Origin of the sequence: Acidovorax sp. LjRoot38, from assembly GCF_964252975.1 — a bacterium.
Classification (GTDB): Bacteria; Pseudomonadota; Gammaproteobacteria; order Burkholderiales; family Burkholderiaceae_C; genus Acidovorax; species Acidovorax facilis.
Genome location: NZ_CAXUPT020000006.1, coordinates 313,252 through 336,666 on the forward strand (window position 1 = coordinate 313,252; position 23,415 = coordinate 336,666).

The 23,415-nt window shown below is 64.0% G+C and carries 21 protein-coding genes; 8 read left to right on the top strand and 13 right to left on the bottom strand.

Annotation, left to right across the window (positions count from 1 at the left end; genetic code table 11):
* Nucleotides 1–182 precede the first annotated feature (182 nt).
* A complete protein-coding gene (locus ACSQ22_RS13805; RefSeq protein WP_436130647.1) occupies nucleotides 183–1,946 on the top strand; it encodes a bifunctional protein-serine/threonine kinase/phosphatase in 1,764 nt (587 codons plus the stop codon).
* A 161-nt stretch (nucleotides 1,947–2,107) separates the two neighbouring features.
* Here ACSQ22_RS13805 and ACSQ22_RS13810 read toward each other — a convergent pair whose 3' ends face one another.
* Entirely contained in the window at nucleotides 2,108–3,322 is a 1,215-nt protein-coding gene (locus ACSQ22_RS13810) for an MFS transporter (protein WP_121419398.1), read from the bottom strand.
* Between the two features lie 507 nt (nucleotides 3,323–3,829).
* Here ACSQ22_RS13810 and ACSQ22_RS13815 point away from each other — a divergent pair.
* Nucleotides 3,830–5,482: a methyl-accepting chemotaxis protein gene (locus tag ACSQ22_RS13815; protein ID WP_121419399.1), complete on the top strand. Its 1,653-nt coding sequence runs from the start codon at nucleotides 3,830–3,832 to the stop codon at nucleotides 5,480–5,482.
* A gap of 189 nt (nucleotides 5,483–5,671) precedes the next feature.
* Nucleotides 5,672–6,169 carry a MarR family winged helix-turn-helix transcriptional regulator gene (locus tag ACSQ22_RS13820; RefSeq protein WP_436130648.1) on the top strand — a complete coding sequence of 166 codons (498 nt, stop codon included), beginning with the start codon at nucleotides 5,672–5,674 and terminating at the stop codon, nucleotides 6,167–6,169.
* A 57-nt stretch (nucleotides 6,170–6,226) separates the two neighbouring features.
* On the opposite strand, the gene ACSQ22_RS13825 is transcribed toward ACSQ22_RS13820, so the two are convergent.
* The 7 genes from ACSQ22_RS13825 to ACSQ22_RS13855 all read right to left on the bottom strand — a co-directional run bounded on the left by ACSQ22_RS13825 (nucleotide 6,227) and on the right by ACSQ22_RS13855 (nucleotide 14,287).
* Nucleotides 6,227–7,003, bottom strand: a complete 777-nt coding sequence (locus tag ACSQ22_RS13825; protein WP_436130649.1) for an enoyl-CoA hydratase-related protein — start codon at nucleotides 7,001–7,003, stop codon at nucleotides 6,227–6,229.
* 23 nt (nucleotides 7,004–7,026) lie between these two features.
* Complete coding sequence (locus ACSQ22_RS13830) at nucleotides 7,027–8,019, bottom strand: Bug family tripartite tricarboxylate transporter substrate binding protein (RefSeq protein WP_395453475.1); 993 nt, start codon at nucleotides 8,017–8,019, stop codon at nucleotides 7,027–7,029.
* Nucleotides 8,020–8,079: 60 nt separating this feature from the next.
* Nucleotides 8,080–9,723: a cyclohexanecarboxylate-CoA ligase gene (gene aliA / locus ACSQ22_RS13835; RefSeq protein ID WP_436130650.1), complete on the bottom strand. Its 1,644-nt coding sequence runs from the start codon at nucleotides 9,721–9,723 to the stop codon at nucleotides 8,080–8,082.
* A 71-nt stretch (nucleotides 9,724–9,794) separates the two neighbouring features.
* Complete coding sequence (gene aliB, locus ACSQ22_RS13840; RefSeq protein WP_056058286.1) at nucleotides 9,795–10,952, bottom strand: cyclohexanecarboxyl-CoA dehydrogenase; 1,158 nt, start codon at nucleotides 10,950–10,952, stop codon at nucleotides 9,795–9,797.
* 20 nt (nucleotides 10,953–10,972) lie between these two features.
* Nucleotides 10,973–11,755: a 2-ketocyclohexanecarboxyl-CoA hydrolase gene (gene badI / locus ACSQ22_RS13845; protein WP_436130651.1), complete on the bottom strand. Its 783-nt coding sequence runs from the start codon at nucleotides 11,753–11,755 to the stop codon at nucleotides 10,973–10,975.
* A gap of 37 nt (nucleotides 11,756–11,792) precedes the next feature.
* On the bottom strand, nucleotides 11,793–12,560 hold the full coding sequence (gene badH, locus ACSQ22_RS13850; RefSeq protein ID WP_436130652.1) for a 2-hydroxycyclohexanecarboxyl-CoA dehydrogenase: 768 nt from the start codon (nucleotides 12,558–12,560) through the stop codon (nucleotides 11,793–11,795).
* Nucleotides 12,561–13,261: 701 nt separating this feature from the next.
* On the bottom strand, nucleotides 13,262–14,287 hold the full coding sequence (locus ACSQ22_RS13855) for a LacI family DNA-binding transcriptional regulator (RefSeq protein WP_218299183.1): 1,026 nt from the start codon (nucleotides 14,285–14,287) through the stop codon (nucleotides 13,262–13,264).
* 206 nt (nucleotides 14,288–14,493) lie between these two features.
* On the opposite strand from ACSQ22_RS13855, the gene ACSQ22_RS13860 reads away from it, so the two are divergent.
* The 4 genes from ACSQ22_RS13860 to ACSQ22_RS13875 all read left to right on the top strand — a co-directional run bounded on the left by ACSQ22_RS13860 (nucleotide 14,494) and on the right by ACSQ22_RS13875 (nucleotide 18,017).
* Entirely contained in the window at nucleotides 14,494–14,979 is a 486-nt protein-coding gene (locus ACSQ22_RS13860; RefSeq protein ID WP_228900224.1) for a gluconokinase, read from the top strand.
* A complete protein-coding gene (locus ACSQ22_RS13865; RefSeq protein ID WP_436130653.1) occupies nucleotides 14,976–15,497 on the top strand; it encodes a TRAP transporter small permease in 522 nt (173 codons plus the stop codon). The genes ACSQ22_RS13860 and ACSQ22_RS13865 overlap by 4 nt, the downstream gene beginning before the upstream one ends.
* 12 nt (nucleotides 15,498–15,509) lie before the next feature.
* A complete protein-coding gene (locus tag ACSQ22_RS13870; protein ID WP_228900221.1) occupies nucleotides 15,510–16,802 on the top strand; it encodes a TRAP transporter large permease in 1,293 nt (430 codons plus the stop codon).
* A gap of 195 nt (nucleotides 16,803–16,997) precedes the next feature.
* Nucleotides 16,998–18,017 (top strand): TRAP transporter substrate-binding protein, encoded by a 1,020-nt coding sequence (locus tag ACSQ22_RS13875; RefSeq protein WP_436130654.1) that lies wholly within the window; start codon nucleotides 16,998–17,000, stop codon nucleotides 18,015–18,017.
* 120 nt (nucleotides 18,018–18,137) lie between these two features.
* On the opposite strand, the gene ACSQ22_RS13880 is transcribed toward ACSQ22_RS13875, so the two are convergent.
* A complete protein-coding gene (locus tag ACSQ22_RS13880) occupies nucleotides 18,138–18,431 on the bottom strand; it encodes a hypothetical protein (protein WP_055400235.1) in 294 nt (97 codons plus the stop codon).
* A gap of 84 nt (nucleotides 18,432–18,515) precedes the next feature.
* Complete coding sequence (locus tag ACSQ22_RS13885) at nucleotides 18,516–18,806, bottom strand: DUF4148 domain-containing protein (protein WP_055400238.1); 291 nt, start codon at nucleotides 18,804–18,806, stop codon at nucleotides 18,516–18,518.
* A 535-nt stretch (nucleotides 18,807–19,341) separates the two neighbouring features.
* Between ACSQ22_RS13885 and ACSQ22_RS13890 the strand changes: the two genes are divergently transcribed.
* A complete protein-coding gene (locus tag ACSQ22_RS13890; RefSeq protein ID WP_121507105.1) occupies nucleotides 19,342–19,782 on the top strand; it encodes a CBS domain-containing protein in 441 nt (146 codons plus the stop codon).
* Nucleotides 19,783–20,009: 227 nt separating this feature from the next.
* Here the strand turns inward: ACSQ22_RS13890 and ACSQ22_RS13895 are convergent, their stop codons facing one another.
* From ACSQ22_RS13895 to ACSQ22_RS13905, 3 genes are all read right to left on the bottom strand, one after another.
* Nucleotides 20,010–20,822: an ABC transporter ATP-binding protein gene (locus ACSQ22_RS13895; protein WP_306554784.1), complete on the bottom strand. Its 813-nt coding sequence runs from the start codon at nucleotides 20,820–20,822 to the stop codon at nucleotides 20,010–20,012.
* Nucleotides 20,823–21,091: 269 nt separating this feature from the next.
* Nucleotides 21,092–22,042, bottom strand: a complete 951-nt coding sequence (gene ntrB / locus ACSQ22_RS13900) for a nitrate ABC transporter permease (protein WP_436130655.1) — start codon at nucleotides 22,040–22,042, stop codon at nucleotides 21,092–21,094.
* A 36-nt stretch (nucleotides 22,043–22,078) separates the two neighbouring features.
* Nucleotides 22,079–23,323, bottom strand: coding sequence for a CmpA/NrtA family ABC transporter substrate-binding protein (locus ACSQ22_RS13905; protein ID WP_121419413.1), 1,245 nt, complete (start codon nucleotides 23,321–23,323; stop codon nucleotides 22,079–22,081).
* Between the last annotated feature and the right edge of the window lie 92 nt (nucleotides 23,324–23,415).

A 23,415-nucleotide genomic window follows, 5' to 3' on the forward strand; every position in this document is an offset into this window, starting at 1 on the left:
GTTAAGCAATGCTTGTGCCAGTCGATTTGCACTGAGGTGGGGCGGCTTCTGGGGGTGTTTTGAGACCCGCGTGTGGGGGGTGGTGCAGTGCTGCCCCGGCTCTGCGCAGGCGCCACGGGGGTATGCCCTTGTCTGGCGCGGGGCGCACCACCTTGGGCACGGAACCTGCAAGGAGCTGGTGCATGACTTTTGAACTGGATTTCGGCCACACCTCGCAGGCTGGGCGCAAGGAGGTGAACGAAGACTTCGCCGCGCTCGTGCTGGGCCAGGGGCGCGACCGTGAGCGCGGAGCCATCGCGGCCATCGCCGACGGCGTGAGCACCGGCGGCAATGGCCGCGAGGCCGCCCAGACTTCAGTGAACACGCTGGTGAACGACTACTTCGCCACGCCCGACACCTGGGACACCACGGTGGCGCTGGACCGCATCCTGTCCGCCCACAACGGCTGGCTCGCCTCCATGAACCGGCGCCGCCAGCCTGCGGTGGGGTTGACCACGCTGACCGCGCTGGTGCTGTGTGGCCAGTCCTACACGCTGGCCCATGTGGGAGACACGCGCGCCTACCTGGTGCGCGAGGGCCGCCTGCAGCAGCTGACCACCGACCACGTCATGGCGCAGCACGATCTCAGGCACCAGCTCACCCGCGCCATGGGCCTGGACGACCACGTGGTGGTGGACTACAGCCAGGGCGAGCTGCGCAGCGGCGACCTGTTTGTGCTGCTGTCGGACGGCGTGCACGGCAGCGTGCCCGAGCGCGAACTGCGCCAGCTGCTGCGCCAGGAGATACCGGCCCAGGCGCTCACCGACGAGCTGGTGCAGGTTGCCCTGCGCCGTGGCAGCAGCGACAACGTGACCGCGCTGGTGGTGCGGGTGCAGGGCGCGCTGGAGGCCACGCTGCAAGACGAATCGCGCCGCGCCCAGGACCTGCCCGTGCTGCCCCTGCTCAAGGTGGGCGACACCGTGGACGGCCTCACGGTGACAGCCATCGTGGCCGACAACGGCATCCACCGGCTGTACCAGGTGCGCGACGGGGCCACGCAGCGGCTGTATGCCCTCAAGACCCTGCTGCCCGCGCGCGCCCACGACGCCGAAGAACGCGCCACGCTGGCGCACGAGGCCTGGGTGGCGCGGCGCATGCAGTCGGGCCAGGCCGCCGCCCATCTGGCGCGGCTCAACGACTGGCCGGTGGGAGACGGCGGCTTTGGCGATGGCGCCGCAGCCAGCGCGTTTTACCTGCTGTACGACTGGCATTCCGGCGACACGCTGGGGCAGCGCCTGCGCCATCGCCAGCACCTGGCCGTGGGGCAGGCTGTGACGGTGACCGTGCAGGCCGCGCGCGTGCTGGGCTGGCTGCACCGCCAGGGCGTGGTGCACCGCGACATCAAGCCCGACAACCTGCACCTGGGCGACGACGGGGTGCTGCGTGTGCTGGACCTGGGCGTGGCCCTCTCAGGCCGCGAGCCCGAGGCCACCCGCCGCCTGCACGCCGGAACCCCCAGCTACATGAACCCCGAGCAGTGGCCGGGCTATGAAAAGGGCGGCGACCCCTCCGGCCAGCTGCCCGATGCGGGCAGCGACCTGTTTGCGCTGGGGGTCACGCTGTACCAGCTGCTCAGCCACGGGCGCCTGCCCTATGGCGAGGTGGTGCAGTACCAGCTGGGCCGCTACCACCGCGACCCGGTGCCCCCCAGCCGCCACAACCCGGGCGTGCCGATCTGGCTCGACCAGATTGCCCTGAAGGCCGTGGCCCGCAACCGCGCCCAGCGTTTTGAAACTGCCGAGGAACTGCTGCTGGCCCTGGAGCGCGGCGCCTCACGCCCCCTGTCGGCGACCGGGCCCCAGCCGCTGATGCAGCGCGATGCCACGGCCCTGTGGAAGATCGCTCTGGCCGTGAGCGTGCTGGTGAATGTGCTGTTGATTTATTGGCTGCTGTTTTTGCCGCGGTGAGCTTTCGCGGCGATTTGCTATTAAAAACATAGCTTTTAGCGCTTATGAGATAAGCGCTGGGGCTTGTTTTGGTAAAAGACCGTGCATGCACGACGCCCATTGAGCGAGTGCCCTTTGGCTGGAAGTGGGGCGAGCGCTTGCGCGCTCACCGGCTACGCCGGTCATGCGCTGCGCGCACGTCCACCCTTCTCTGCCCACGTGCGCGTCCAGCGGATCTGCATCACCCGCAGTAGCACCAGCATGGCCAGCGCACACACCGCAATGCCCACAAAGCCCCAGAGGTAGGTGCCGGTGTACTGGCGCGAGATGCCCATGCCATTGGGGATGAGGCCGCCGCCCAGCGCGCCGATCTCGCCGATCATCGAGCCTGCCACCGCCGTGGCCAATGGCCAGCGCAGCGGCACCAGCTGGAACAGGGCGCCGTTGCCTGCCCCCAGGGCCGCAAAACACACCAGGAACAGCAGCATGGTCACGGGCAGTGATTTTTCGGCCAGGCCACACAGCACCATGCTGGCGGCGGTGATGGCCAGCACGCCGGTCAGGGTGTTCACACCGCCCCAGTGGTCCGACAGCCAGCCACCAAACACGCGCAGGGCCGCGCCCAGGAATGCCGCCATCATCGTGAGCTGGCCGGCCGCCACCTTGCTTACGCCGAACTGGTCATAGAAGTAGCTGGGCAAGAAGGTGGTCAGGCCAATGAAGCCGCCAAAAGTCACGGCGTAGATCAGGCTGAAGGCCCAGCCGTCTTTTTCAAACAGGCAGGCGATGTGCTCACGGAAGCTGGCGTGGGGTGCCAGGTCGGGCGGCTCCTTGGCATACACCGCCATCACCAGCGCGGGTATCGCCACACTCACGGCAGCAAAGCCATACACGGCCTGCCAGCCAAACTTCTGCGCCAGCATGGGCGCGAGCAGGGCTGCCACCGCAGTGCCCACGTTGCCGGCGCCCACGATACCCATGGCCAGGCCTTTGTAGCGCGGCGGGAACGAGCCCGAGCCCAGTGACAGGGCCACCCCAAAGCTGGCACCCGCCACGCCCAGCAGGATGCCCATGGCGAGCAGGTCGTTGTACGAATGCACGAACAGGTAGCCGTAGCCCATGGCCACAAAGATCCCCGCCATCTCGACCAGCGTGGCGTTCTTGCGACCGATGTACTGCGCCAGGATGCCCAGCGGAAACCGCATGAGGGCGCCCGCAAAGATGGGAATGGACAGCATCATGCCCATCTGCGTCGGTGTGAGCTGGAAGGCATCGCGGATGAACGGTGCCATGGCACCGTTGATCACCCAGACTGCGCACGAGAAACCGAAATACAGAAAGGACGACCACAGCGTTGGGGCGTGGCCGGACTTGAGAAACTCTCGAAATTGAAGCATGGCGATCTAGCGCAAAGAGGCTGCTGTGCTGCTGCAAGCACACCCACAACCGGGCAGAAAAACAAAAAGGCGCCAACACGGGCCGCGCGGGCTTGCTGGTTTGTTTGCAAGCCCCACACATCCCATGAAGACGCCAACGTCTTGTTCGCCCAATCCGCCGTTGCACCGGGCTGACACACGGCCAGCGTTGACCGTGGTGCTGAACATGCAAAGGATGTGCCAAGTTCTGGTGGCACTTGGTTTGAGTAAAAACGGCAGCTGGCGCTTGCGTATCGAGAGTTTTTTGCTATCAAATTTGAAGTTAAAATTGCCTGCCAGTCCAAGTTAGTGCAGCGTGCTCCGGTGTGATGCACTTTTTTGGCGCGATGCACCAATTTGGTGGCTGCAAACCAGCAGAGCCACTTAGGTGTTTCAAATCATAAAAATTCAACATAGGATGTATTCGGTTCATCCGTTGCCGTGTTGCCCGGTTATGAGGTGACGAGGCATTCCCTGAGGAGGGTCCCCATGCGCGTCAATCTCCCGATCAGCACGCAGGAATATGCGTTCCCCAAAGGCCAGACCCTGGTGTCCACCACCGATCTCAAGGGCCGCATCCTGTACTGCAACCCGATGTTCATCGAGGTCAGCGGGTACGAGAAGGAAGAGCTGCTGGGCCAGCCCCACAACATCGTCAGACACCCCGACATGCCCGAGGAGGCCTACCGCGACATGTGGGAGACCATTGCCAGCGGCAACCCGTGGTCGGCCCCGGTCAAGAACCGGCGCAAGGACGGCACGTTCTACTGGGTGATGGCCAACGTCACCCCGCTCATGCAGGGCGACCAGCCCACGGGCTACATGTCCGTGCGCACCGAGGCCACCCGCGACCAGATACAGGCCGCCGACCAGCTCTACCGCCAGATGCAGGCCGAAAAACAGGCTGGAACCCTGGTGCACGTGCTGCGCGAGGGGCAGATCGTCAAGAACACGCTCTGGGGGCGCATGGCCCGCGCAGTGCAGCTCGGGCCGCTCGGCAAGATCATGCTGTGCACGCTGCTGCTGGTGTTCGCGTCGTGGGGGGCTGCGCTGCTGGGCGGGCACACCATGACCGTCGCGGCTGGCGCAGCCTGGCTGGGCGTGGTGCTGCTGGCCCTGGGCATGGCGGTGTACCTGCACCGGGCCACCGTGGCGCCGTTGTCGCAGATGCTGCGATGGGCCAACCGCATGGCCGCAGGCGACCTTACCCAGAAGATTGCGGCGTCGCGCAGCGACACCGTGGGTCAACTGCAAAAGGCGCTGGCCCAGCTCAATGTGAACCTGTTGTCCATCGTGCGCGATGCGCGCCAGGAGAGCGAACACATGCAGCTTTCCACCCGCGAGATCGCGCAGGGCAACCAGGACCTGTCAGAACGCACCGAAGCCCAGGCCAGCAACCTGGAGCAGACGGCGGCGTCGATGGAGGAAATCACCGGCACCGTCAAGCAGACGGCCGAATCGGCCCGCCAGGCCACCGTGCTGGCCACCCAGGCCACCCAGGTGGCTGAGCGCAGCAGCGAGGCCGTGGACGGCGTGGCCAGCACCATGAAGCAGATCCAGACTGCCTCCGGCCGCATCAGCGAGATCACCCAGCTCATCGACTCCATTGCGTTTCAGACCAATATCCTCGCGCTCAACGCCGCCGTGGAGGCCGCGCGTGCGGGTGAGCAGGGGCGCGGGTTTGCGGTGGTGGCCTCCGAGGTGCGCAGCCTGTCGCACCGCACGCTCTCGGCCGCCAAGGAAATCCGCCAGCTCATCGACGACTCGGCCACCAAGGTGAGCGAAGGCCACGCAAAGACCGACGCAGCGCAGAAGACCATGACCGAATCGCTGGAGCTGGTGCGCCGCGTGAACACGCTGATCGGTGAAATTCACAGCGCGTCCAACGAGCAGCTCAGCGGCATCTCTCAGGTCAACGCCGCCGTGGCGCAACTGGACACCATCACGCAGCAGAACGCCGCGCTGGTGGAGGAAAACGCCGCCTCGGCGATGCAGCTCAACGGGCAGGCGCAGACGATGACCGAGACGGTGCAGGTGTTCCGCATCGATGCGTCGGCGCCCAGCCAGGCGCGGGATGCGGTGGCGTTGCGCAAGGAAATGAAGGCAACCTCCGGCGGCCGGGCGCTGGCAGCACCGACCTGAGATGAGAGCTGGAGCTGGCGGCACCAGCTGCCCGCGGCCTTGCTGCGATCGCTGTGACTGGGTGGGGTGGTGCACAGGCAAGGAGGTTGTTGAGCGGGCCATGGCATGCAGAGGCTGGATGACGGTGCGACAATGTGTTGTCTTGATTGTCCTGTTGCCATCGTCTGCAAAACCCCGAGAGCCCAACGCATGCATTCCCCAGATTCCAAAGCCCAGATTGCCCGCATGGAGCTGGCCAATCGGTTGTTCTTCAGGCTGTATCAATGCGCTAACTTGTTGCATAAAACCGGTTCGCGGGCGGTGGAGAGCGAAGGGCTGACCACGCAGCAATGGGCAGTACTTGGTGCCCTGTCGCGTGAGGAAGCGCAGCAGGGCATGGGTGTGAACGAGCTGGCGCGCTACCTGTTGGTCAGCCGCCAGAACCTTGCGGGTGTGATCGGGCGGCTGGAGCGCGATGGCCATATCTGCATGGAGATCGATGAAAAGGACCGCCGCTCCCGTCTGATCAAGATGACCGAGTCAGGGCGCATGGTGTGGCTGGTCAAGGCCCGGCCCAAGATCGATGCGTACTATGAACAGGCGCTGGATGAGTTCTCGGTGGGTGACATCACCCACACGCTGCACTACCTGCTCAAGCTGCTGGACAACATGCAGCGGCTGGACACTGGCGGGGACACCGAGGGCTGAGCAGACTGCAGCCGGGTGGACGCCGGACGCCGGTCGGAGGCGACCGGCTTCTTCCGCTCAGCGGTGTTCGAATGCCGGTTCGCGTTTGCCGAGAAACGCATGCATGCCTTCATGGGCATCTGCACTGGCAAAGCGCTCGTACAGCGCATGGCGCTCGAATAGGATGCCTTCGGTCAGCGGGCTTTCCCAGGCGCGGTTGACCGATGCCTTGATGGCCATAAGCGCGGGCAGCGAGAAGCCGGCAATCTGGGTGGCCAGGGCCAGCGTGCGGTCCAGCAGTTCGGCGTCGGGTACGACGCGTGAGACCAAACCGTAGCGGTCGGCCTCTTGCGCGTCGAGCAGGCGGGCCGACAGGCACATGTCCATCGCCTTGGCCTTGCCGATGGCACGCGGCAGGCGCTGCGTGCCGCCGGCACCGGGCAGCATGGCGAGCTTGATCTCGGGCAGCGCGAACCGGGCCGATTCGGCTGCCATGATGATGTCGCAGGCCAGGGCCAGCTCACAGCCGCCGCCCATGGCAAAGCCTGCCACGGCCGCCAGCACCGGTTTGCGCACTTGGCGAATGGTCTCCCAGTTGCGGGTGATGAAGGCGCCCCGGTACACATCCATGAACGACCAGTCGGCCATGGCCGCAATGTCTGCACCGGCCGCAAATGCCTTGGTGCTGCCGGTGAGGACGATGGCGCCGACATGGTCTTCCGCATCGAAGGCCAGCAGGGCGGCGCCCAGCTGGTCCATCAGGGCGTCGTTGAGTGCGTTGAGCTGCTGGGGCCTGTGGAGCGTGATCACGCCCACCCGACCCCGGGTTTCCGTCAGTACCAAAGCGTCATTCATCGTGGGTGTGGCGGGTGGCCGGGTCAGTCAATGTTGATCTTGGCTTCCTGGATCAGGCCAGACAGCAGCTTGGTCTCTTCGGTCAGAAGGGTGCGGAACTCGGCGTTGTCCAGGCCCACGGGCTCGGCGCCCAGCGATTCATAGCGGTTCTTGGTGCTGGGCAGGGCCAGCACCTTGGCGATCTCCCGGGCCATACGTGCCGTGACGTCTGCAGGCGTGCCATTGGGGGCCCACATGCCAAACCAGATGTCCAGCTCCGCACCCTTGAAGCCCAGCTCTGCCAGCGTGGGCACGTCCGGGAAGAACGACGACCGCTTGGCCCCCGCCACGGCCAGCATGCGTACCTTGCCTGCGCGCACGTGCGGGAAGGCAATGCCTGGGTCAAAGACATAGTCCGCCTGGTTGGCCATCACATCCTGCAATGCAGGCGCTGCGCCCCGGTAAGGGATGTGCGTTGCAAACACGCCGGTGACTTTCTTGAACAACTCGCCCGCCAGGTGCGGTGGTGTGCCGGGGCCTGCGGAGGAGTACGACAGTTTGCCCGGGTTGGCGCGGGCATAGGCCACAAACTCCCTGGCGTCCTTGAAGGTGGACTGGGGCTTGACCACCAGGTACATCTGGCTGCGGCCCACGCCCGCGATGGGCGTGAGGTCCTTGGCCGGGGCAATGCTCTGCTTGAAGAGGAAAGGGTTGGCCGTTTCGAACGAAGTAGGCGCAATCAGGAAGGTGTGGCCGTCTGCAGGTGCGCGAATCACTTCGGCCGCTGCCACGTTGCCGCTGGCGCCAGGTTTGTTGTCCACCACGACGGGCTGGCCCAGCGCTTCGGTGAGCGACTGGGCCATGACGCGTGCCATCACATCGGTGGTGCCGCCTGGGGCAAAGCCGACCACGATCTTGACTGGCTTGGTGGGCCAGGCCTGCGCATGCGCCGTGCCGATGGCGCCCAGGACACAGAGTGCCAGGGCGGCAGACTGGATGAGGCGTCTGCGGATGGGGGAAGGTTGGTGTGTAAGCATGTCGTTGTCTCCTGCTGGTTTGTTGTGTAGTAGTGATCGACGGGAAAACGGTGGCAACCTTCAGGCAACCTGTTCGCGCAGCATTTCGCGCAGCTTGAACTTCTGGATCTTTCCGGACGGTGTGGCTGGCATCACGTCTCGCACGATCAGGCGCTCGGGGATGTACTGCACGGCAATCTTCTGGTCCTTGAGGAACTGCACCAGGCCTGGCAGGTCGATGGTCTGCCCGGGCTTGGGCACCACCACAGCGCAGGCCCGCTCGCCCAGGCGCTCGTCAGGGTAGGCCACGATGGCCGCCATGGCGATGGCGGGGTGGCGATAGAGCAGCGACTCCACTTCGACCACCGGAATGTTCTCGCCGCCGCGGATGATCACGTCCTTGCTGCGGCCGGTGATGCGCAGGTAGCCGCGCTCATCGATGCGGGCCAGGTCGCCGGTGTCGAACCAGTCGTCGGCGTCGGTGGCGTTCAGATGCGCGCGGTGCAGGTAGCCGCCAAAGTTGGAACATGAGCGCAGCAGCAGCTTGCCGGGCTCGCCTGGCGGCAAGGCGTTGCCGTCCACATCCACCACCTTGATCTCCACGCCAGGCAGCGGGCAGCCATCGGTGTTGAAGGAGCGTTCATCGTCGTCCTCCAGCCTGGTGAGCGTGACAGCGCCGTTCTCGGTCATGCCCCAGGCCGAGACGATCTTGGCGCCCAGCGCCTTGCGCGCCTGTTCCACCAGCGGACCGGGGATGGGCGCGCCAGCGCACAAAAAGGTGCGCAGGCTGGGCACGGCTACGCCGCTGTCGGCCACCGTACGCGCCAGATCGGTGAGGAACGGCGTGGAGGCCATGGTGAAGCTGGCCTTCTCTGCATTGATCAGTGCAATGGCCTTGGTGGGCTCCCACACGTCCTGCAGCACGGCACTGGCCTGTAGGAGGATGGGCATGATCAGGCCGTACATGAAGCCCGTCTGGTGTGCCATGGGCGAGGCCATCAACACCACGTCGTCGGCACCCAGGTGCAAGCGCTCGGCGTACGGGATGATGTTGGCCATCACGGTGTTGGCCGAGTGCATAACGCCCTTGGGCTCGCCCGTGGTGCCCGACGTGTAGATGAGCTGGGTGACTTCGTCGGGGCCGGGGCGGTGGGCGGTCAGGATGGCTTGCGCATCGGGCTGCTGTTCCCATTCGGGACCGCTGAGCAGGGCGTCAAAGCTGTTGGCACCACTGCCACCGACCACCACCACATGCTTGAGGTGCGGCAGGGTGGGCTGGAGGGCGGTGATCATTTGCTCAAAATCAAAGCCCCGAAAGGTTTGGGGCGCAATCACCACCTTGGCCTCGCCATGTTGCAGCATGAACGAGAGTTCGCGCTCGCGAAAGATGTGCATCAGCGGGTTCATTACGGCACCGATGCGCGAGCAGGCCAGGTAGATCAGCGTGAACTGCCACCAATTGGGCAACTGGCACGCCACGATGTCGCCCCGGCCCACGCCCAGGCGCGATAGGCCCACGGCAATGCGATCAGCCATGCGTGCCAACTCGCGGTAGGTAAAGCGGGTGGTGGCTCCCGTTTCCACTTGCAACGCGGTCAGCGCCAGCTTGTCGGGGCAGGCAGCCACGCAGGCGTCCAGCGCATCGTTGATGGTGCGGTCACGCCAGTGGCCTTCGGCCACCCGCTGCGTGCGGCGCGGGGGGAGCAGTACAGCGTCAAATTCCATGGTCTTGTCTCCTGGTGTTGTTGTGGGTGATCCGTGGCCTGCGGTGAGCTGTGGTGACTTGGGGGGGGCGCTCAGGCAGGCACAAACTTGCGGCCGGCTCGGGCGCGGGCGATGATGGTTTTCATGATCTGCGCCGTGCCGTCGCCGATCTGGAAGCCCAGCACGTCGCGCAGGCGCTGCTCCATCAGTCCGCGGTCGTAGCCGCCGTGGCCAAAGCACAGCAGGCATTGGTGGATCACGTCGTATGCCAGCTTGGGGCCCCACCACTTGGCCATGCCGGCTTCTGCGGTGTGCGGCAGGCCCTTGTCCTTGAGCCACAGGCCCTGCAGGCACAGCAGGCGAGCGCCTTCGACCTCGGTGTCGTACTGCGCCAGCGGATGCGTCACGCCCTGGAACGCCGACAGCGGCTGGCCGAAGGCCTGGCGCTGGGTGATGTATTCCCAGGTTTCCTCCAGCGCCACGCGCGCCACGGCCAGGCATTGCAGACCGATGAGCGAGCGCGAGAAGTCAAAGCCGTGCATTACCTGCACGAAGCCCTTGTTCTCGTCGCCCAGGCGGTGGCTGATGGGCACGCGCACGTTCTCGAAAAAGATCGAGCCGCGGCCAATGGCGCGTTGGCCATGGCAGTCAAAGCGGTTGGTGGTGATGCCAGGTGTATCCATGGGCACCAGCACTGCGGTCACCCCATGCGCGGCCTGCTCGGGTGTGCCGGTGCGACCAAACACCACGGTGATGTCGGCCTGGTCGGCGGCCGAGATGGAGGTCTTTTCACCGTTGATGACGTAATGGTCGCCATCGCGGTCGATCTTCAGGCGCAGGTTGGCGGCGTCGGAGCCGCCACGCGGCTCGGTCAGGGCGATGGCGCAGATCGCTTCGCCTTGAATGAGCTTCTGCAGCCAGGGGCCGACCACGTCAGGGTTGCCATACTTGGACAGGATCTGCGCGTTGAGCGATGCCAGCAGATTCAGGTACGAGAAGCTCAGGTCGGCGCGGGCAATCTCTTCGTGGATCACGCCCGCAGCCAGACACCCCATGCCCAGTCCGCCGAACTGCTCGGGCAACTCCGGCACGATGAACCCGAGCGAGCCCATTTCACGCAGCAGGGCGCGGTCCAGCACCCGGGTCTTGTCGCGCTCCAAAAAGCCAGGTGCGACCTTCTCCTGCGCAAAGCGGCGCACCGTTTCAGCCAGTGCCTGCAGGTCTTCGTTGATGTACGGGTTCGGGTTCATCGTTCTTCTCCGGCGGTTGCTTACTTCACGTACTTGCGGAATTCGGGCTTGCGCTTCTCTTTCAAAGCGTTCACGCCTTCTCGCGACTCTTCGGTGTCGTAGTACAGCTTGAGCGCATACATGCCCAGGCCCGCAATGCCGGCCTGGTGGGCGGTGTCGGCGTTGAAGCTGCGCTTGGCAATGGCCAGCGCGGTGGGGCTGCGCTCGCACAGCTCTTCACCAATTTTTTGCACTTCTGCATCCAGCTCGTCGTGCGGGAAGCAGAAGTTGGCAAGGCCCATGGCCACGGCCTCGGCGCCGCTGTAGCGGCGGTTGAGGTACCAGATCTCGCGCGCTTTCTTTTCTCCGACGACCCGGGCCAGGAAAGCCGTGCCGTAGCCGGGGTCCACTGAGCCCATCTTGGGACCGACTTGACCGAACTGCGCCTTGTCGGAGCAGATGGTTAGGTCACAGATGGTGGCCAGCACGTTGCCGCCGCCGATCGCAAAACCTTGCACACGGGCGATCACGGGCTTGGGCACGTCGCGGATGGCGGTGTGCAGTTCTTCCATAGGCAGCCCAATGGTGCCGCGGCCGTCGTAGTTGCCGCTGTGGGCCGATTGATCGCCGCCAGTGCAGAAAGCGCGATCGCCAGCGCCGGCCAGCACGATGGCACCCACATCACGGTCATAGCCGGCCTTGTTCAGCGCCTTGATGATTTCGTCGCAGGTCTGACCGCGAAAGGCGTTCATCTTTTCGGGCCGGTTGATGGTGATCCAGGCCACGCCGTTGCGCACTTCGTACAGGATGTCTTCGAAATTCATGGTGTTCTCTCGGTAAAGGTAAGGAGGTATCCGGGGATCAACCGTGCATGGTCAGGCCGCCTGACACGCTGATGACCTGGCCGGTGATGAAGCCCGCGTCATCGCTGCCAAAGAAGGCAATGGCGCTGGCCAGGTCATCGGGCTGGCCCAGGCGGCCCAGGGGGATAGCGCTGCGAAACGCTTCCAGCAGCTTGGCGGGGTCGCGGGCGCCTTCAGCCACGCCGGCCAGCAGTGCGGTGTCGGTGGGGCCGGGGCAGACCACGTTGACGGTGATGTTCTGGCGGGCGTGCTCCCGGGCCAGCGTCTTGGACAAGGCCACCAGCCCTCCCTTGCACGCGGAGTACACCGCCTCGCCGGACGAACCACCGCGCGCCGCATCGGACGCGATGTTGACGATGCGGCCGGTCTTGCGCTCTGCCATGCCGGGCAGCACGGCGTGCAGCATGTGCAGTGCACCCGTCAGGTTGATGGCAATGAGCTTGTCCCACTCGGCAGGCACGGTCTTGGTGAAAGGCTTGAACACATCCCAGCCGGCGTTGTTGACCAGCACATCGATGGGGCCCAGAGCAGCTTCGGCGGCTGCCACGGCGGCGTCCACCTGGGGGCGCTGTGTGATGTCGCACTGAAAGGCCTGGGCCACGCCCCCTGCAGCCCGAATGCCCTCCACCACTTTCTGCGCAGCCTCCAGGTTCATGTCGAACACGGCCACCCGGGCGCCTTCTTCGGCGAAGCGGCGGCTGGTAGCCCCACCAATGCCGCCGCCGCCGCCGGTCACGATCACGGTCTTTCCATTCAGATTGCGCATGGTTCACTCCTGGGTAATTCGAGGCATACCTTCCTGCGACAGCGCTCAGTCGAAGGTATTTGAGACAATGTATTTGCATATCGTATGGATCTGGAATTCATATGTCAAATAGTTGTCGTTTAATCTTGTCTAGGTGTTTACCCTTTATTTGTCGTAGTCAAGAGAGTTTTGCTTCGAGGTTGACTTTGTTTGTTGAAGATTTTGATTCTTTTATAAGTAAATAGATTGTCTTAAATGGGCTGTTTTTATACGCCGCGGAGAGACTGCAGGGCGGATGTTGGGTGAGGGGGCTTTACTGAGGTCATGGCTTGGATGACTGGCGGCGTGTCATACCGCCCACAGCGCGTGTGGCGTGCATGCTCAGAGGTGGAGTGCAGGGGGCTGCGCTCTTTACGGCTGTGGCGCGTGCCATGCACGCCCTGTGCGTGGCCGACGGGGAGGCGTTGCCCGCGCAAGGGTTACAGCGGCGCAGCCGTCAGGCATGGGGATCTTCAGAAAAAATACCGCGCTATGTATGCACCTGCGGTTTCGGGCAGTCTGCGGCGTTGCAAAGACTCGCAATAGCCACGGCTACTGCCGCGTTGTACGCCTGGCAGCCCATCCTGATCCGCAGCGCACACTGTCCGCTCGATGTGCGCAGAGAACCCCTGGGAGAACGGCGGGGCGGCGCGGGTATGTCGGGTGCGCGCCGTGTTGCGCGGTCAGGTACTTGCCCGCACTGTCAGCTCAAACCCCAGATTCACTGAATTTTTCTCCGGCATCTCGCCCCGCATCAGCGTCAGCAGCATCTGCGCACTGGCCTCGCCGATGGCCGAGCGCGGGGTGCGTACGGTGGTCAGCGGCGGCAGCATCTGGTCGCTGCCTGCCAGATCGTTAAAGCCGGCGATGGCCACGCGGCCAGGCACGGCCAGACCCAGACGCTGGGCAGCCAGTAGACCACCCTGGGCCAGGTCGTCGTTGCAGAAGAACACGGCGTCCACGCCAGGGCGGGTGCGGAGCACCTCTTCCAGCAGCTCTGCGCCCAGGCGGATGGATGAAGGCTGAGGGCTGAGCAGCTCCAGCCGTGGGTCGTACATCCCCGCCTCGCGCAGGCAACGGCGGTAGCCTTCGGCGCGCTGCATGGTGCGTGGGTCCAGCTGGGCGGCAACGAATGCGATGTTCTTGTGGCCGCGCGACAGCAGGTGGGTTGTCATCGCATGGCCCGCGTCCTGCTGTGAAAAGCCCACGCAGAACACGCCGGGTGCGGGCGTCATTTCCATCAAGTGCACGCAGGGCACGCCGCTGGTGGCAATCATGTGGCGGGCGGCCTCGGTGCGGTCAAAGCCCGTGACAAGCAGGCCCGCCGGGCGGTGGGCCAGGTAGGTGCGCAGTAGCTGCTCTTCTTCCTGCGGATCGTAGTGCGTCACGCCAATCAGGGCTTGGTAGCCGTGCGGGAAGAGGGTGCGGTGCACGGCCTCCAGCACGTCTACAAACAGTGCGTTGGACAGTAGCGGTACCAGCACCGGCACCTGCACACTGCGCTGCGAGGCCAGTGCGCGGGCGGCGGGGTCGGGCACGTAGCCCAGTTGTGCGGCGGCGTCTTTCACACGCTGCACCAGTTCTTGCGCCACGCCGCGCTCGCCGCGCAGGGCACGGGACGCGGTGATGGGGCTCACCTCGGCGGCCTTGGCCACGTCGTTCAGCGTGATGCGGCCGCTGGAGCGGCGTCTTGTCTCGGGTTTGTTCAAGGGTTAACCCTCATGGGGGGTCGAGATTGATCTGGTTAGGATAGCGCTGTCCAAGCGATGGAGCAAGGCGATGCCCGCCATTTTGGATGAAGTTGAAGAACTTGCCACAGTTTGTGCGGCATCCGGGAGCGGATGCCTTTTTTACTGATTGCTTGGATAGCGCTACCAATATGAGTGTTTTGCCGTCAACGGTTTATCTGGTGGTCATGGGTGTGGCCGGATGTGGCAAGTCCAGCCTCGGCGCTGCGCTGGCGCAGGCCGAAGGGCTGCCCCTGATCGAAGGGGACGACCACCACAGCCCAGCCAGTCGCGAAAAAATGCGCCAGGGTATTGCCCTGACCGACGAAGACCGCGAGGGCTGGCTGGCCACGCTGGGGCAATTGCTGCAGGCGCACCCGCACGGCGCGGTGCTGACCTGCTCTTCGCTCAAGAAGGCCTACCGAGACCGGCTGCGCGGCGCCTGTCCGGGGTTGCGGTTCGTGTTCCTGGAGATCGACCGCGCCAACGCAGGCCAACGTGTGGCGGCGCGCGCGGGCACCCATTTCTTTTCCAGCGCGCTGGTGGACAGCCAGTTCGCCACGCTGGAGTCACCGGTGGGCGAGGCGGGCGTGTTGCGGCTCGATGCGCTGTTGGATCTGGCCACGCTGCAGCAACAGGCTTCGGCCTGGATCGCCGCCCAGGAGTCTGCATGAATTCCCCTGCACAACAAGCGCAACTGCAGCCGTCGCTCAGCCGGTTCGCCAGGATCTCCCAGCTGCTGATGGCCAGTTGCCTCGGCGTGATGGCCGTGGCGGTCTTCATCAACGTGGTGCTGCGCTACGGCTTCGGCAGCGGCGTGGCGGCCAGCGAAGAGCTGTCGCGCCTGCTGTTTGTCTGGATGGTTTTTATCGGCGCCGCAGCGGCCTACCCCGCCGGTGAGCACATGGCCTTTACCAGTCTGGCGGGCTTGTTGGCAAAGCGACCGGTGGCCTTCGGCCTGTTGACGGCCGTGATCCGGTTGCTGGTGATCAGCGCCAGCGCCATGTTGGCCTGGGGCGCCTGGCAGCAGGTAGTGGTGGGCATGGGCAGCCGCTCCGTCGTCATGGCCTACCCGGCGGCGTTGCTACCACTGCCGGCCTTTTTGTGCGCGGTGGCCATCGGAGTGATGGCGGTCATCGAGTTGATTCAACGCAAGCCGCTGGAACTCGGTCACGGCGCCGAGGTGGAGTAAGTGATGATGGCCATGGGACCCGAAGCGCAGGCTTTTATCGTTTTTTCGCTGGGCATGCTGGTGCTGATGGGCACCGGCATGAACATGGGCCTGGCCCTGGTGCTCACTGGCGCTGGCATGGCCTGGGTGCTGGATTTTTTCGACACGCAATTGCTCGCGCAGAACCTCGTGGCCGGGGTGGACAGCTTTCCGCTGCTGGCCGTGCCGTTCTTCATCCTGGCCGGTGAGCTGATGAACTCAGGCGGCATCAGCCGTCGCATCATCGACATGGCGCAGGCATGGGTGGGGCATATCCGGGGTGGGCTGGGTTATGTGGCCATCGGCGCTGCGGTGCTGATGGCCAGCATGAGCGGGTCGGCCCTGGCCGACACGGCCGCGCTGGCCACCATCCTGCTGCCCATGATGCGCCAGCAGGGCTACCCGATGAACACCTCGGCAGGGCTGATCGCCTCGGGCGGGATCATTGCGCCCATCATTCCGCCGTCCATGCCGTTCGTGATCTATGGCGTGACGACCAACACCTCGATCTCGGCGCTGTTTGTGTCGGGCATCGTGCCTGGCTTGATGATGGGCGCGGGCCTTATCTTTGCCTGGCGCTGGGTGCTGCGCGGCTTGGATCTGCCCAAGGGCGAACCCTTGCCCGCCAAGGACCGCTTGCGCGCCACGGCACGCGCCTTCTGGGCCATGCTGATGCCGCTCATCATCATCGGCGGCATGAAGACGGGGGTTTTCACCCCCACCGAGGCCGCCGTGGTGGCCGCGTTCTATGCGCTGGCGGTGGCACTTTTCATCCACCGCGAGATGAAGCTGGCGGACATCTATGGCGTACTGGTGCGCGCGGCCAAGACGACTTCCATCGTGATGTTCTTGTGCGCCGGTGCCCAGGTGGCCAGCTACATGATCACGCTGGCCGACCTGCCCAATGTGCTGACCAGCTGGCTGGGCCCGCTGGTGGAGAACCCGCGCCTGTTGATGGCCGTGATGATGATCGTGCTGGTGCTCATCGGCACGGCGCTGGACCTCACGCCCACCATCCTGATCTTTGCGCCCGTGATGCTGCCCATCGCCGTCAAGGCGGGGATCGACCCGGTGTACTTCGGCTTGATGTTTGTGCTCAACGGCGCCATCGGCCTCATCACGCCGCCCGTGGGCACCGTGCTCAACGTGGTGGCCGGGGTGGGGCGCATCTCGATGCACAGCGTGATCAAAGGCGTGAACCCGTTCCTCTTCACCTATGTGCTGATCCTCGCGCTGCTGGTGGCGTTCCCGCAGATCGTGACAGCCCCTGTGGTGTGGATGAGGTGAGATGAAGCACCCCCTGAGTCGCTTCGCGCCTTCACCCCTCTCTCGCCTCGCTGCGCGATGCGGGAGGGGGACGCCGCCAGCGCGGTGGGGCGGCCCTTGCGCCGCGGCCGCTGGTGCGGTGTGTGCCAGTTCGCCCACCTTGCCTCTTTGATTCTTTTTCCCGTGCCTTTCTTTCCCTTGCCAATGGAGACAACCATGAAAACTTTCCGACGTACCCTGCTCGCCGCCCTGTCGGTGACTGCCATCACCTGTTCGTTCCAGGCAGTTGCCCAGGACTTCAAGCCGCGCATCATCCGGTTTGGCTATGGCCTCAACGAGGTGTCCAACCAGGGCCGCGCCACCAAGCTGTTTGCCGAAGAGGTCGAAAAAGCCTCGGGCGGCAAGATGAAGGTGCGCGCCATCGGTGCTGCGGCGCTGGGTTCGGACGTGCAGATGCAGCAGGCGCTGATCGGCGGCGCGCAGGAAATGATGGTCGGCTCCACCGCCACGCTGGTGGGTATCACCAAAGAAATGGCGATCTGGGACACGCCCTTCCTGTTCAACAACGCCAAGGAAGCCGACGTGGTGCTGGATGGCCCTGTGGGCCAGAAGGTGATGGACAAACTGCAGGAAAAAGGTCTGGTGGGCCTGGTGTACTGGGAGAACGGCTTTCGCAACCTCACCAACAGCAAGCGCCCCGTCAACAAGCTGGAAGACATGGACGGCATCAAGCTGCGCGTGATGCAGAACAACGTGTTCCTCGACAGCTTCAAGACCCTGGGCGCCAATGCCGTGCCATTGCCGTTCTCCGAACTCTTCACCGCGCTGGAGACCAAGACGGTAGATGGCCAGGAGAACCCCTACAACACCATCCTGTCGAGCAAGTTCTATGAGGTGCAGAAGTACCTCACCGTGACCAACCACGTCTACAGTCCCTGGATCGTGCTGGTGAGCAAAAAGTACTGGGACGGCCTGTCGAAGGCCGAGCAGAAGGTGCTGCTCGACGCTGCCAAGAAGAGCCGCGACTTCGAGCGCCAGGACACGCGTGCCGAGGCCGACAAGGCGCTGGCCGACCTCAAGGGCAAAGGCATGCAAGTGAACGAGCTGCCTGCCGCCGAAGCCAACCGCATGCGCGAAAAGCTCAGCGCCGTGAACGCGAGCATTGCCGCCAATGTGGGTGAGAGTCTGTGGAGGGACGTGCAGGGCGCTGTGGCGCAGGCGCGGGCTGGCAAGTAAACCAACGCTTGTTGACGGGGCTCAGCCCCCGGCAATAGAAAAGGCCGAGGTCCCATGCGGGGCCTCGGCCTTTTTTGCATTTGCAATCCAGAGTCTGCGCCACGGCGCAGACCCGGCAAATTACAGCGAACCGATTTCGCCGGAAGAGATCTTGCCGGTGCGCAGCGCGTCCACAGCCTGAGCGTTCACTGCATTGCGGTCAGCCGTGGAGGTGTAGACCAGAGCACGCGAACCGACGGGGATGGCGCCGCTGGTCTGGGGCACGGTGGAGGCTTCAGCCATCACTTCAGCGCGGGTGCGGCTGGTTTCGAACTTCGTGGCGAATTGCGATGCATCGGCTTCGTCAGCCTGGGCACCGAAGGAAGCGAAAGCGGCAACAGCAGCGATGGAGAGGAAACGTGCGGTCTTGTTCATGGTGAAACTCCTGTGAAATTCAAAAAATGGGGACGAGGTGTCTGGAATACGTGAAGCGCGAAGCCGTGGATTCAAAAAGGTGAATCAACCGCCTTCAGCGGGGCCCACGCGGCCAGTGCGCATGGCTTGTGCGGCAGCTTCGGCACGCACTGCAGCGCGGTCTACCGTGGACTTGTAGGTCACCACGCGGGAGCCTGCTGGCTCCTGGCTGCGCATTTGGACTGCGGCGGCGGCTTCGGCAACCACTTCGGCACGGGTGCGGTTCGTGTCGAATTTCAGGGCAAATTGCGAACCATCAGCTTCGTCAGCCTGGGCACCCAACGAAGCGAAAGCAGCCACAGCGGCGATAGAGAGAAAACGTGCAGTCTTGTTCATGATGAAAGTCCTTGAAGTTAAAAAAAGCGTCTCAAAAAAGCCGGAGCGAAGATCAAAAACAACGTGCTTCGCACCGGGTTCGGTGAGTCGCCTTGCGGGTTCGGCTCATCGATGGGATGAACTGTACGCCGCAGGTGGATGAAGAAAAACCAGCTGGTCGCAAACTAACTGTTCCAGTTTTGGAAACAATCTGGACGCTTGTTTCCTGCCTGTGGCCGATGAGAAGAATCTCAGGCCCGCAGCCGGTCGCAAGCGATCGATCCGAGGCAAGAAGGGTGGGCGTTGATTCCTTTGGAAGTGCGTTGGACATGGGCTGTATCGTGCCCGGCCGGCGCTGCGGCGTCGTCTCGTCGCCGTTTCGGTTCTTTTCAGTTTGTTTCGGGTTCGGCCGAATGCAACGGGGTCGAAACATATGCATCGCTGTTGCCACACCGGGCCCAAAAGCGGGATAAATCGGGCTTGCGCGGCTTGCGCCCGTTGGGCTTATGGGCTGAAATCTCTCTGTACCTGTTCCAGGTGTTACGAGGGAGGTTCCATGACCGTAGTCGCCAAAATTCTTCAGTCCAAACCGGACGCCACTGTCCACACCATTGCGCCCACGGCGTCGGTGTTCGATGCGCTCAAGCTCATGGCCGACAAGGGCATCGGCGCCCTGGTGGTTACCGAGGGGGATGCCATCGTGGGCATCTTCACAGAGCGCGATTACGCGCGAAAGATCGCCCTGCTGGGCCGCACGTCAGCCGCCACGCTGGCGCGCGATGTGATGACCACCTCGGTACGCTTTGTGCGGCCCGAGCAGACCAGCGAGCAGTGCATGCAGATCATGAGTACCGGCCGCCTGCGCCACCTGCCCGTGGTGGACAACAACGGCAAACTCGTGGGCATGATCTCGATCGGGGACTTGGTCAAGGACATCATCTCCGAGCAGAAATTCATCATTGAACAGCTGGAGCAGTACATCACCGGAACTCATTGAAGGGCGACCCCCTGAGGCGCTGCGCGCCTTCCCCCTTCTCTCGAATCGCTGCGCGATTCGGGAAGGGGGACGCCCCAGCGCGGCGGGGCGTCCCTTGCGCGGGGGCGCTGGCCTGGGGTTGCGCGCGTGCGACGGCCCTGCCATGGGGACAAAACGAAAAAGGGCTCTGACCGATCTGGTCAGAGCCCTTTTGATTTGCCGTGTTGTCGGGCCTGGAGCCCAGCGGTTCAAGCTGCTTTTTCGACGTGCCCCTGGCGGGTGTACAAGAAATCGATCACCGCCTTGCGGTAGTGCACGTACTGCGGGTCTTCGGCCAGCTCCACGCGTTTGCGGGGGCGGGGCAGGTCGACGGTCAGCACTTCGCCAATCGTCGCGGCCGGGCCGTTGGTCATCATCACGATCTTGTCGGACAGCAGCACGGCCTCGTCCACGTCGTGGGTCACCATGACCACGGTGCTGTGGGTGCGTGCGACGATTTCCAGCAATTCGTCCTGCAGCTTGGCGCGTGTCAAGGCGTCCAGCGCGCCAAAGGGCTCGTCCATCAGCAACACCTGGGGCTCCATGGAGAGTGCCCGGGCAATGCCCACGCGCTGCTTCATGCCGCCAGAGATTTCACCGGGGCGTTTTTGCCCAGCGGGCGTGAGGCCCACCAGGGCCAGTGCGGCGTCGGTGCGGGCCTTGAGCTGGGCCTTGGTTTCCTTGGCGCCAAACACGCGTTCCACGGCCAGGTAGATGTTGTCGAAGCAGGTGAGCCAGGGCAGCAGCGAGTGGTTCTGGAACACCACGGCGCGCTCGGGGCCGGGGCCCTTGATCTCCTTGTTGGCGCACAGCAGCGCACCGTTGGTGGGCGTAGTCAGCCCGGCGATCAGGTTCAAGAGCGTGGACTTGCCGCAGCCCGAGTGGCCGATCAGCGCCACGAACTCGCCCTTGGCAATCGTCAGGTTGATGTCGCGCAGCGCGGGGAACAGGCCCTTGGCCGTCTTGAAGGTCTGTTCGACGCCGTGGACTTCGATGAACTTGGTGGTGAGAGATGCATGCATGAGGAGCTCCTGGTTTTTTCGAGGACCACCGTGGAACCGGCTTTGCCGGGCCACGGGTGGTGTCCTAGGGACGCTCTTCACGAATCGTCGCGTCGTGTGCATCTGCGGCCTCGGGCGGTCTGCTGCGTTGTAAATGCTCGCAATAGCTACGGCTATTGCTGCGCTTTACGTCTTGCAGCCCATCCCGATCCGCAGCGCACACTCCAGCGCGATTCGTGAAAAGCATCCCTTGAGGGGGCGACGCGCCGCAGGCGCGGCTTCGGGGTGGGTCAAGTTTTGACCTCTTCAAACGTAAATGCGGTGGCCAGCTTGATGAGCGCAAACTCCAGCACCAGCCCGACGATGCCGATCACGAAGATCGCGATGATGATGTTCTTGACGTTGAGGTTGTTCCACTCGTCCCACACCCAGAAGCCGATGCCCACACCGCCGGTCAGCATCTCGGCAGCTACGATCACCAGCCATGCGGTGCCCACGGCCAGGCGCACGCCGGTCAGCATGTAGGGCAGCACGGCGGGGAAGAGGATCTTGGTGGCGATCTTCCATTCGCTCAGGTTCAGCACGCGGGCCACGTTCATGTAGTCCTGCGGCACGCGCTGCACGCCCACGGCGGTGTTGATGATCATGGGCCAGATGGAGCAGATGAAGATGGTCCAGATGGCGGCGGGGTTGGCGCCCTTGAAGACCAGCAGGCCAATGGGCAGCCAGGCCAGCGGCGACACCGGCCGCAGCAGGCTGATGAGCGGGTTGAACATGCGCGACAGGAAGTTGAAGCGCCCGATCACGAAGCCTGCCGGAATGCCCACCAGCGCCGCCATGCCAAAGCCCACGGCCACGCGCTCCAGCGACATCAGCACATTCCAGCCCACGCCCTGGTCATTGGGGCCATTGCGGTAGAACGGGTTGCTGAAGATTTCCAGCGCCTGCTTCCAGGTCTCCACCGGGCTGGGGATGCTGCCGCCCGTGGTGGTGGATACCACCGCCCACAGACCGATGAGCAGGCCCAGGCCACAGAGCGGCGGCAGCACCGCCATCCAGAAACTGCGCGACAGGGCCGCCCAGTCGCGACTGGCAGGGGCGGGGCTCGCCGTTGTTTCGGTTTTGGACTGTTTTTGGCTTCTGCCGCTTGCTGGTGAAGCGCTGATAGCTACATTATTCATAGCGTTCTGTGCAACCACGGGGGCTGCATCCAACGGGGAGTGAAAGACGGCACTGACCATGGTGTTCTCCTTGGCAGGGTGGGCGGGGCAGGGCGTTTACGCCTTGATCTTGAAGCTGTCGGCGTACTTGGCGGGGTCTTTGCCGTCCCACACCACGCCGTCCATGAGCTTGGCGGTGCGCATGGGGTCCTTGGGCACGTTGATCTTCATGGCGCTGGCAACCGACTTGTACAGGTCCACCTGGTTGATCTCTTTGGCCACGGCCAGGTAGTCGGGGTGGCTCTTGATCAAACCCCAGCGCTTGTGCTGCGTCAGGAACCACATGCCGTCCGACAGGTAGGGGAAGTTCACCGCGCCGTCGTTGAAGAATTTCATGTGGTTGGGATCGTCCCAGGTCTTGCCCATGCCGTTCTGGTAGCGGCCCAGGATGCGCTGGTTGATGGCGTCCACGCTGGTGTTGATGTAGGACTTCTGGGCCACCGTTTCGGCCATCTTCATCTTGTTGGACAGGCTGGCGTCAATCCACTGGCTGGCTTCCAGCACGGCCATCATCACGGCGCGGGTGGTGTTGGGGTTCTTCTTGACGAAATCGGCCGAGGTGCCCAGCACCTTCTCGGGGTGGTCCTTCCAGATGTCCTGGGTGGTGTTGGCGGTCACTCCGATGCCATCCATGATGGCGCGGTGGTTCCAGGGTTCGCCCACGCAGAATCCATCCATGTTGCCCACGCGCATGTTGGCCACCATCTGGGGTGGCGGCACGGTGATCAGCTTGGCGCCCGACAGCGGGTTGATGCCGGCGGCGGCCAACCAGTAGTGCATCCACATCGCGTGGGTGCCGGTCGGGAAGGTGCCTGCGAAGGTGTACTCGCGCTTGTTGGCGGCCATGAACTTGGCCAGGGACGGGCCATCCACCGCGCCCTTGTCGGCCAGTGCCTTGGACAGCGTGATCGCCTGGCCGTTGTTGTTCAGGCTCATCAGCACGGCCATGTCCTTCTTGGGGCCGGCCGTGCCCATGTGCACGCCGTACACCAGGCCATACAGCACGTGGGCAAAGTCGAGTTCGCCATTCACCAGCTTGTCGCGCACACCGGCCCACGATGCTTCCTTGGTGGGGATGATGGTCACGCCATACTTCTTGTCAAAGCCCAGCACCGAGGCCATTACCACGCTGGCGCAGTCGGTCAGCGGGATGAAGCCGATCTTCACTTCCTTCTTCTCGGGGGCGTCCGAACCCTGGGCATGCACCAAGGCGCGCAGGGCGGGGCTCACGCCCACGGCGCCCACGGTGGCGGCCTGCAGTACGGTGCGGCGGTTGAGGCTGGTTTTCAACAGATCGGTCATGGGGCGGTTCCTCGGTGCGTTAGAAAACAAAAAAGGCGTCCTCCCCTGGCCTGGTTGCATGCGCAAACGAGCTTCGGAGAGGGACGCCTTTG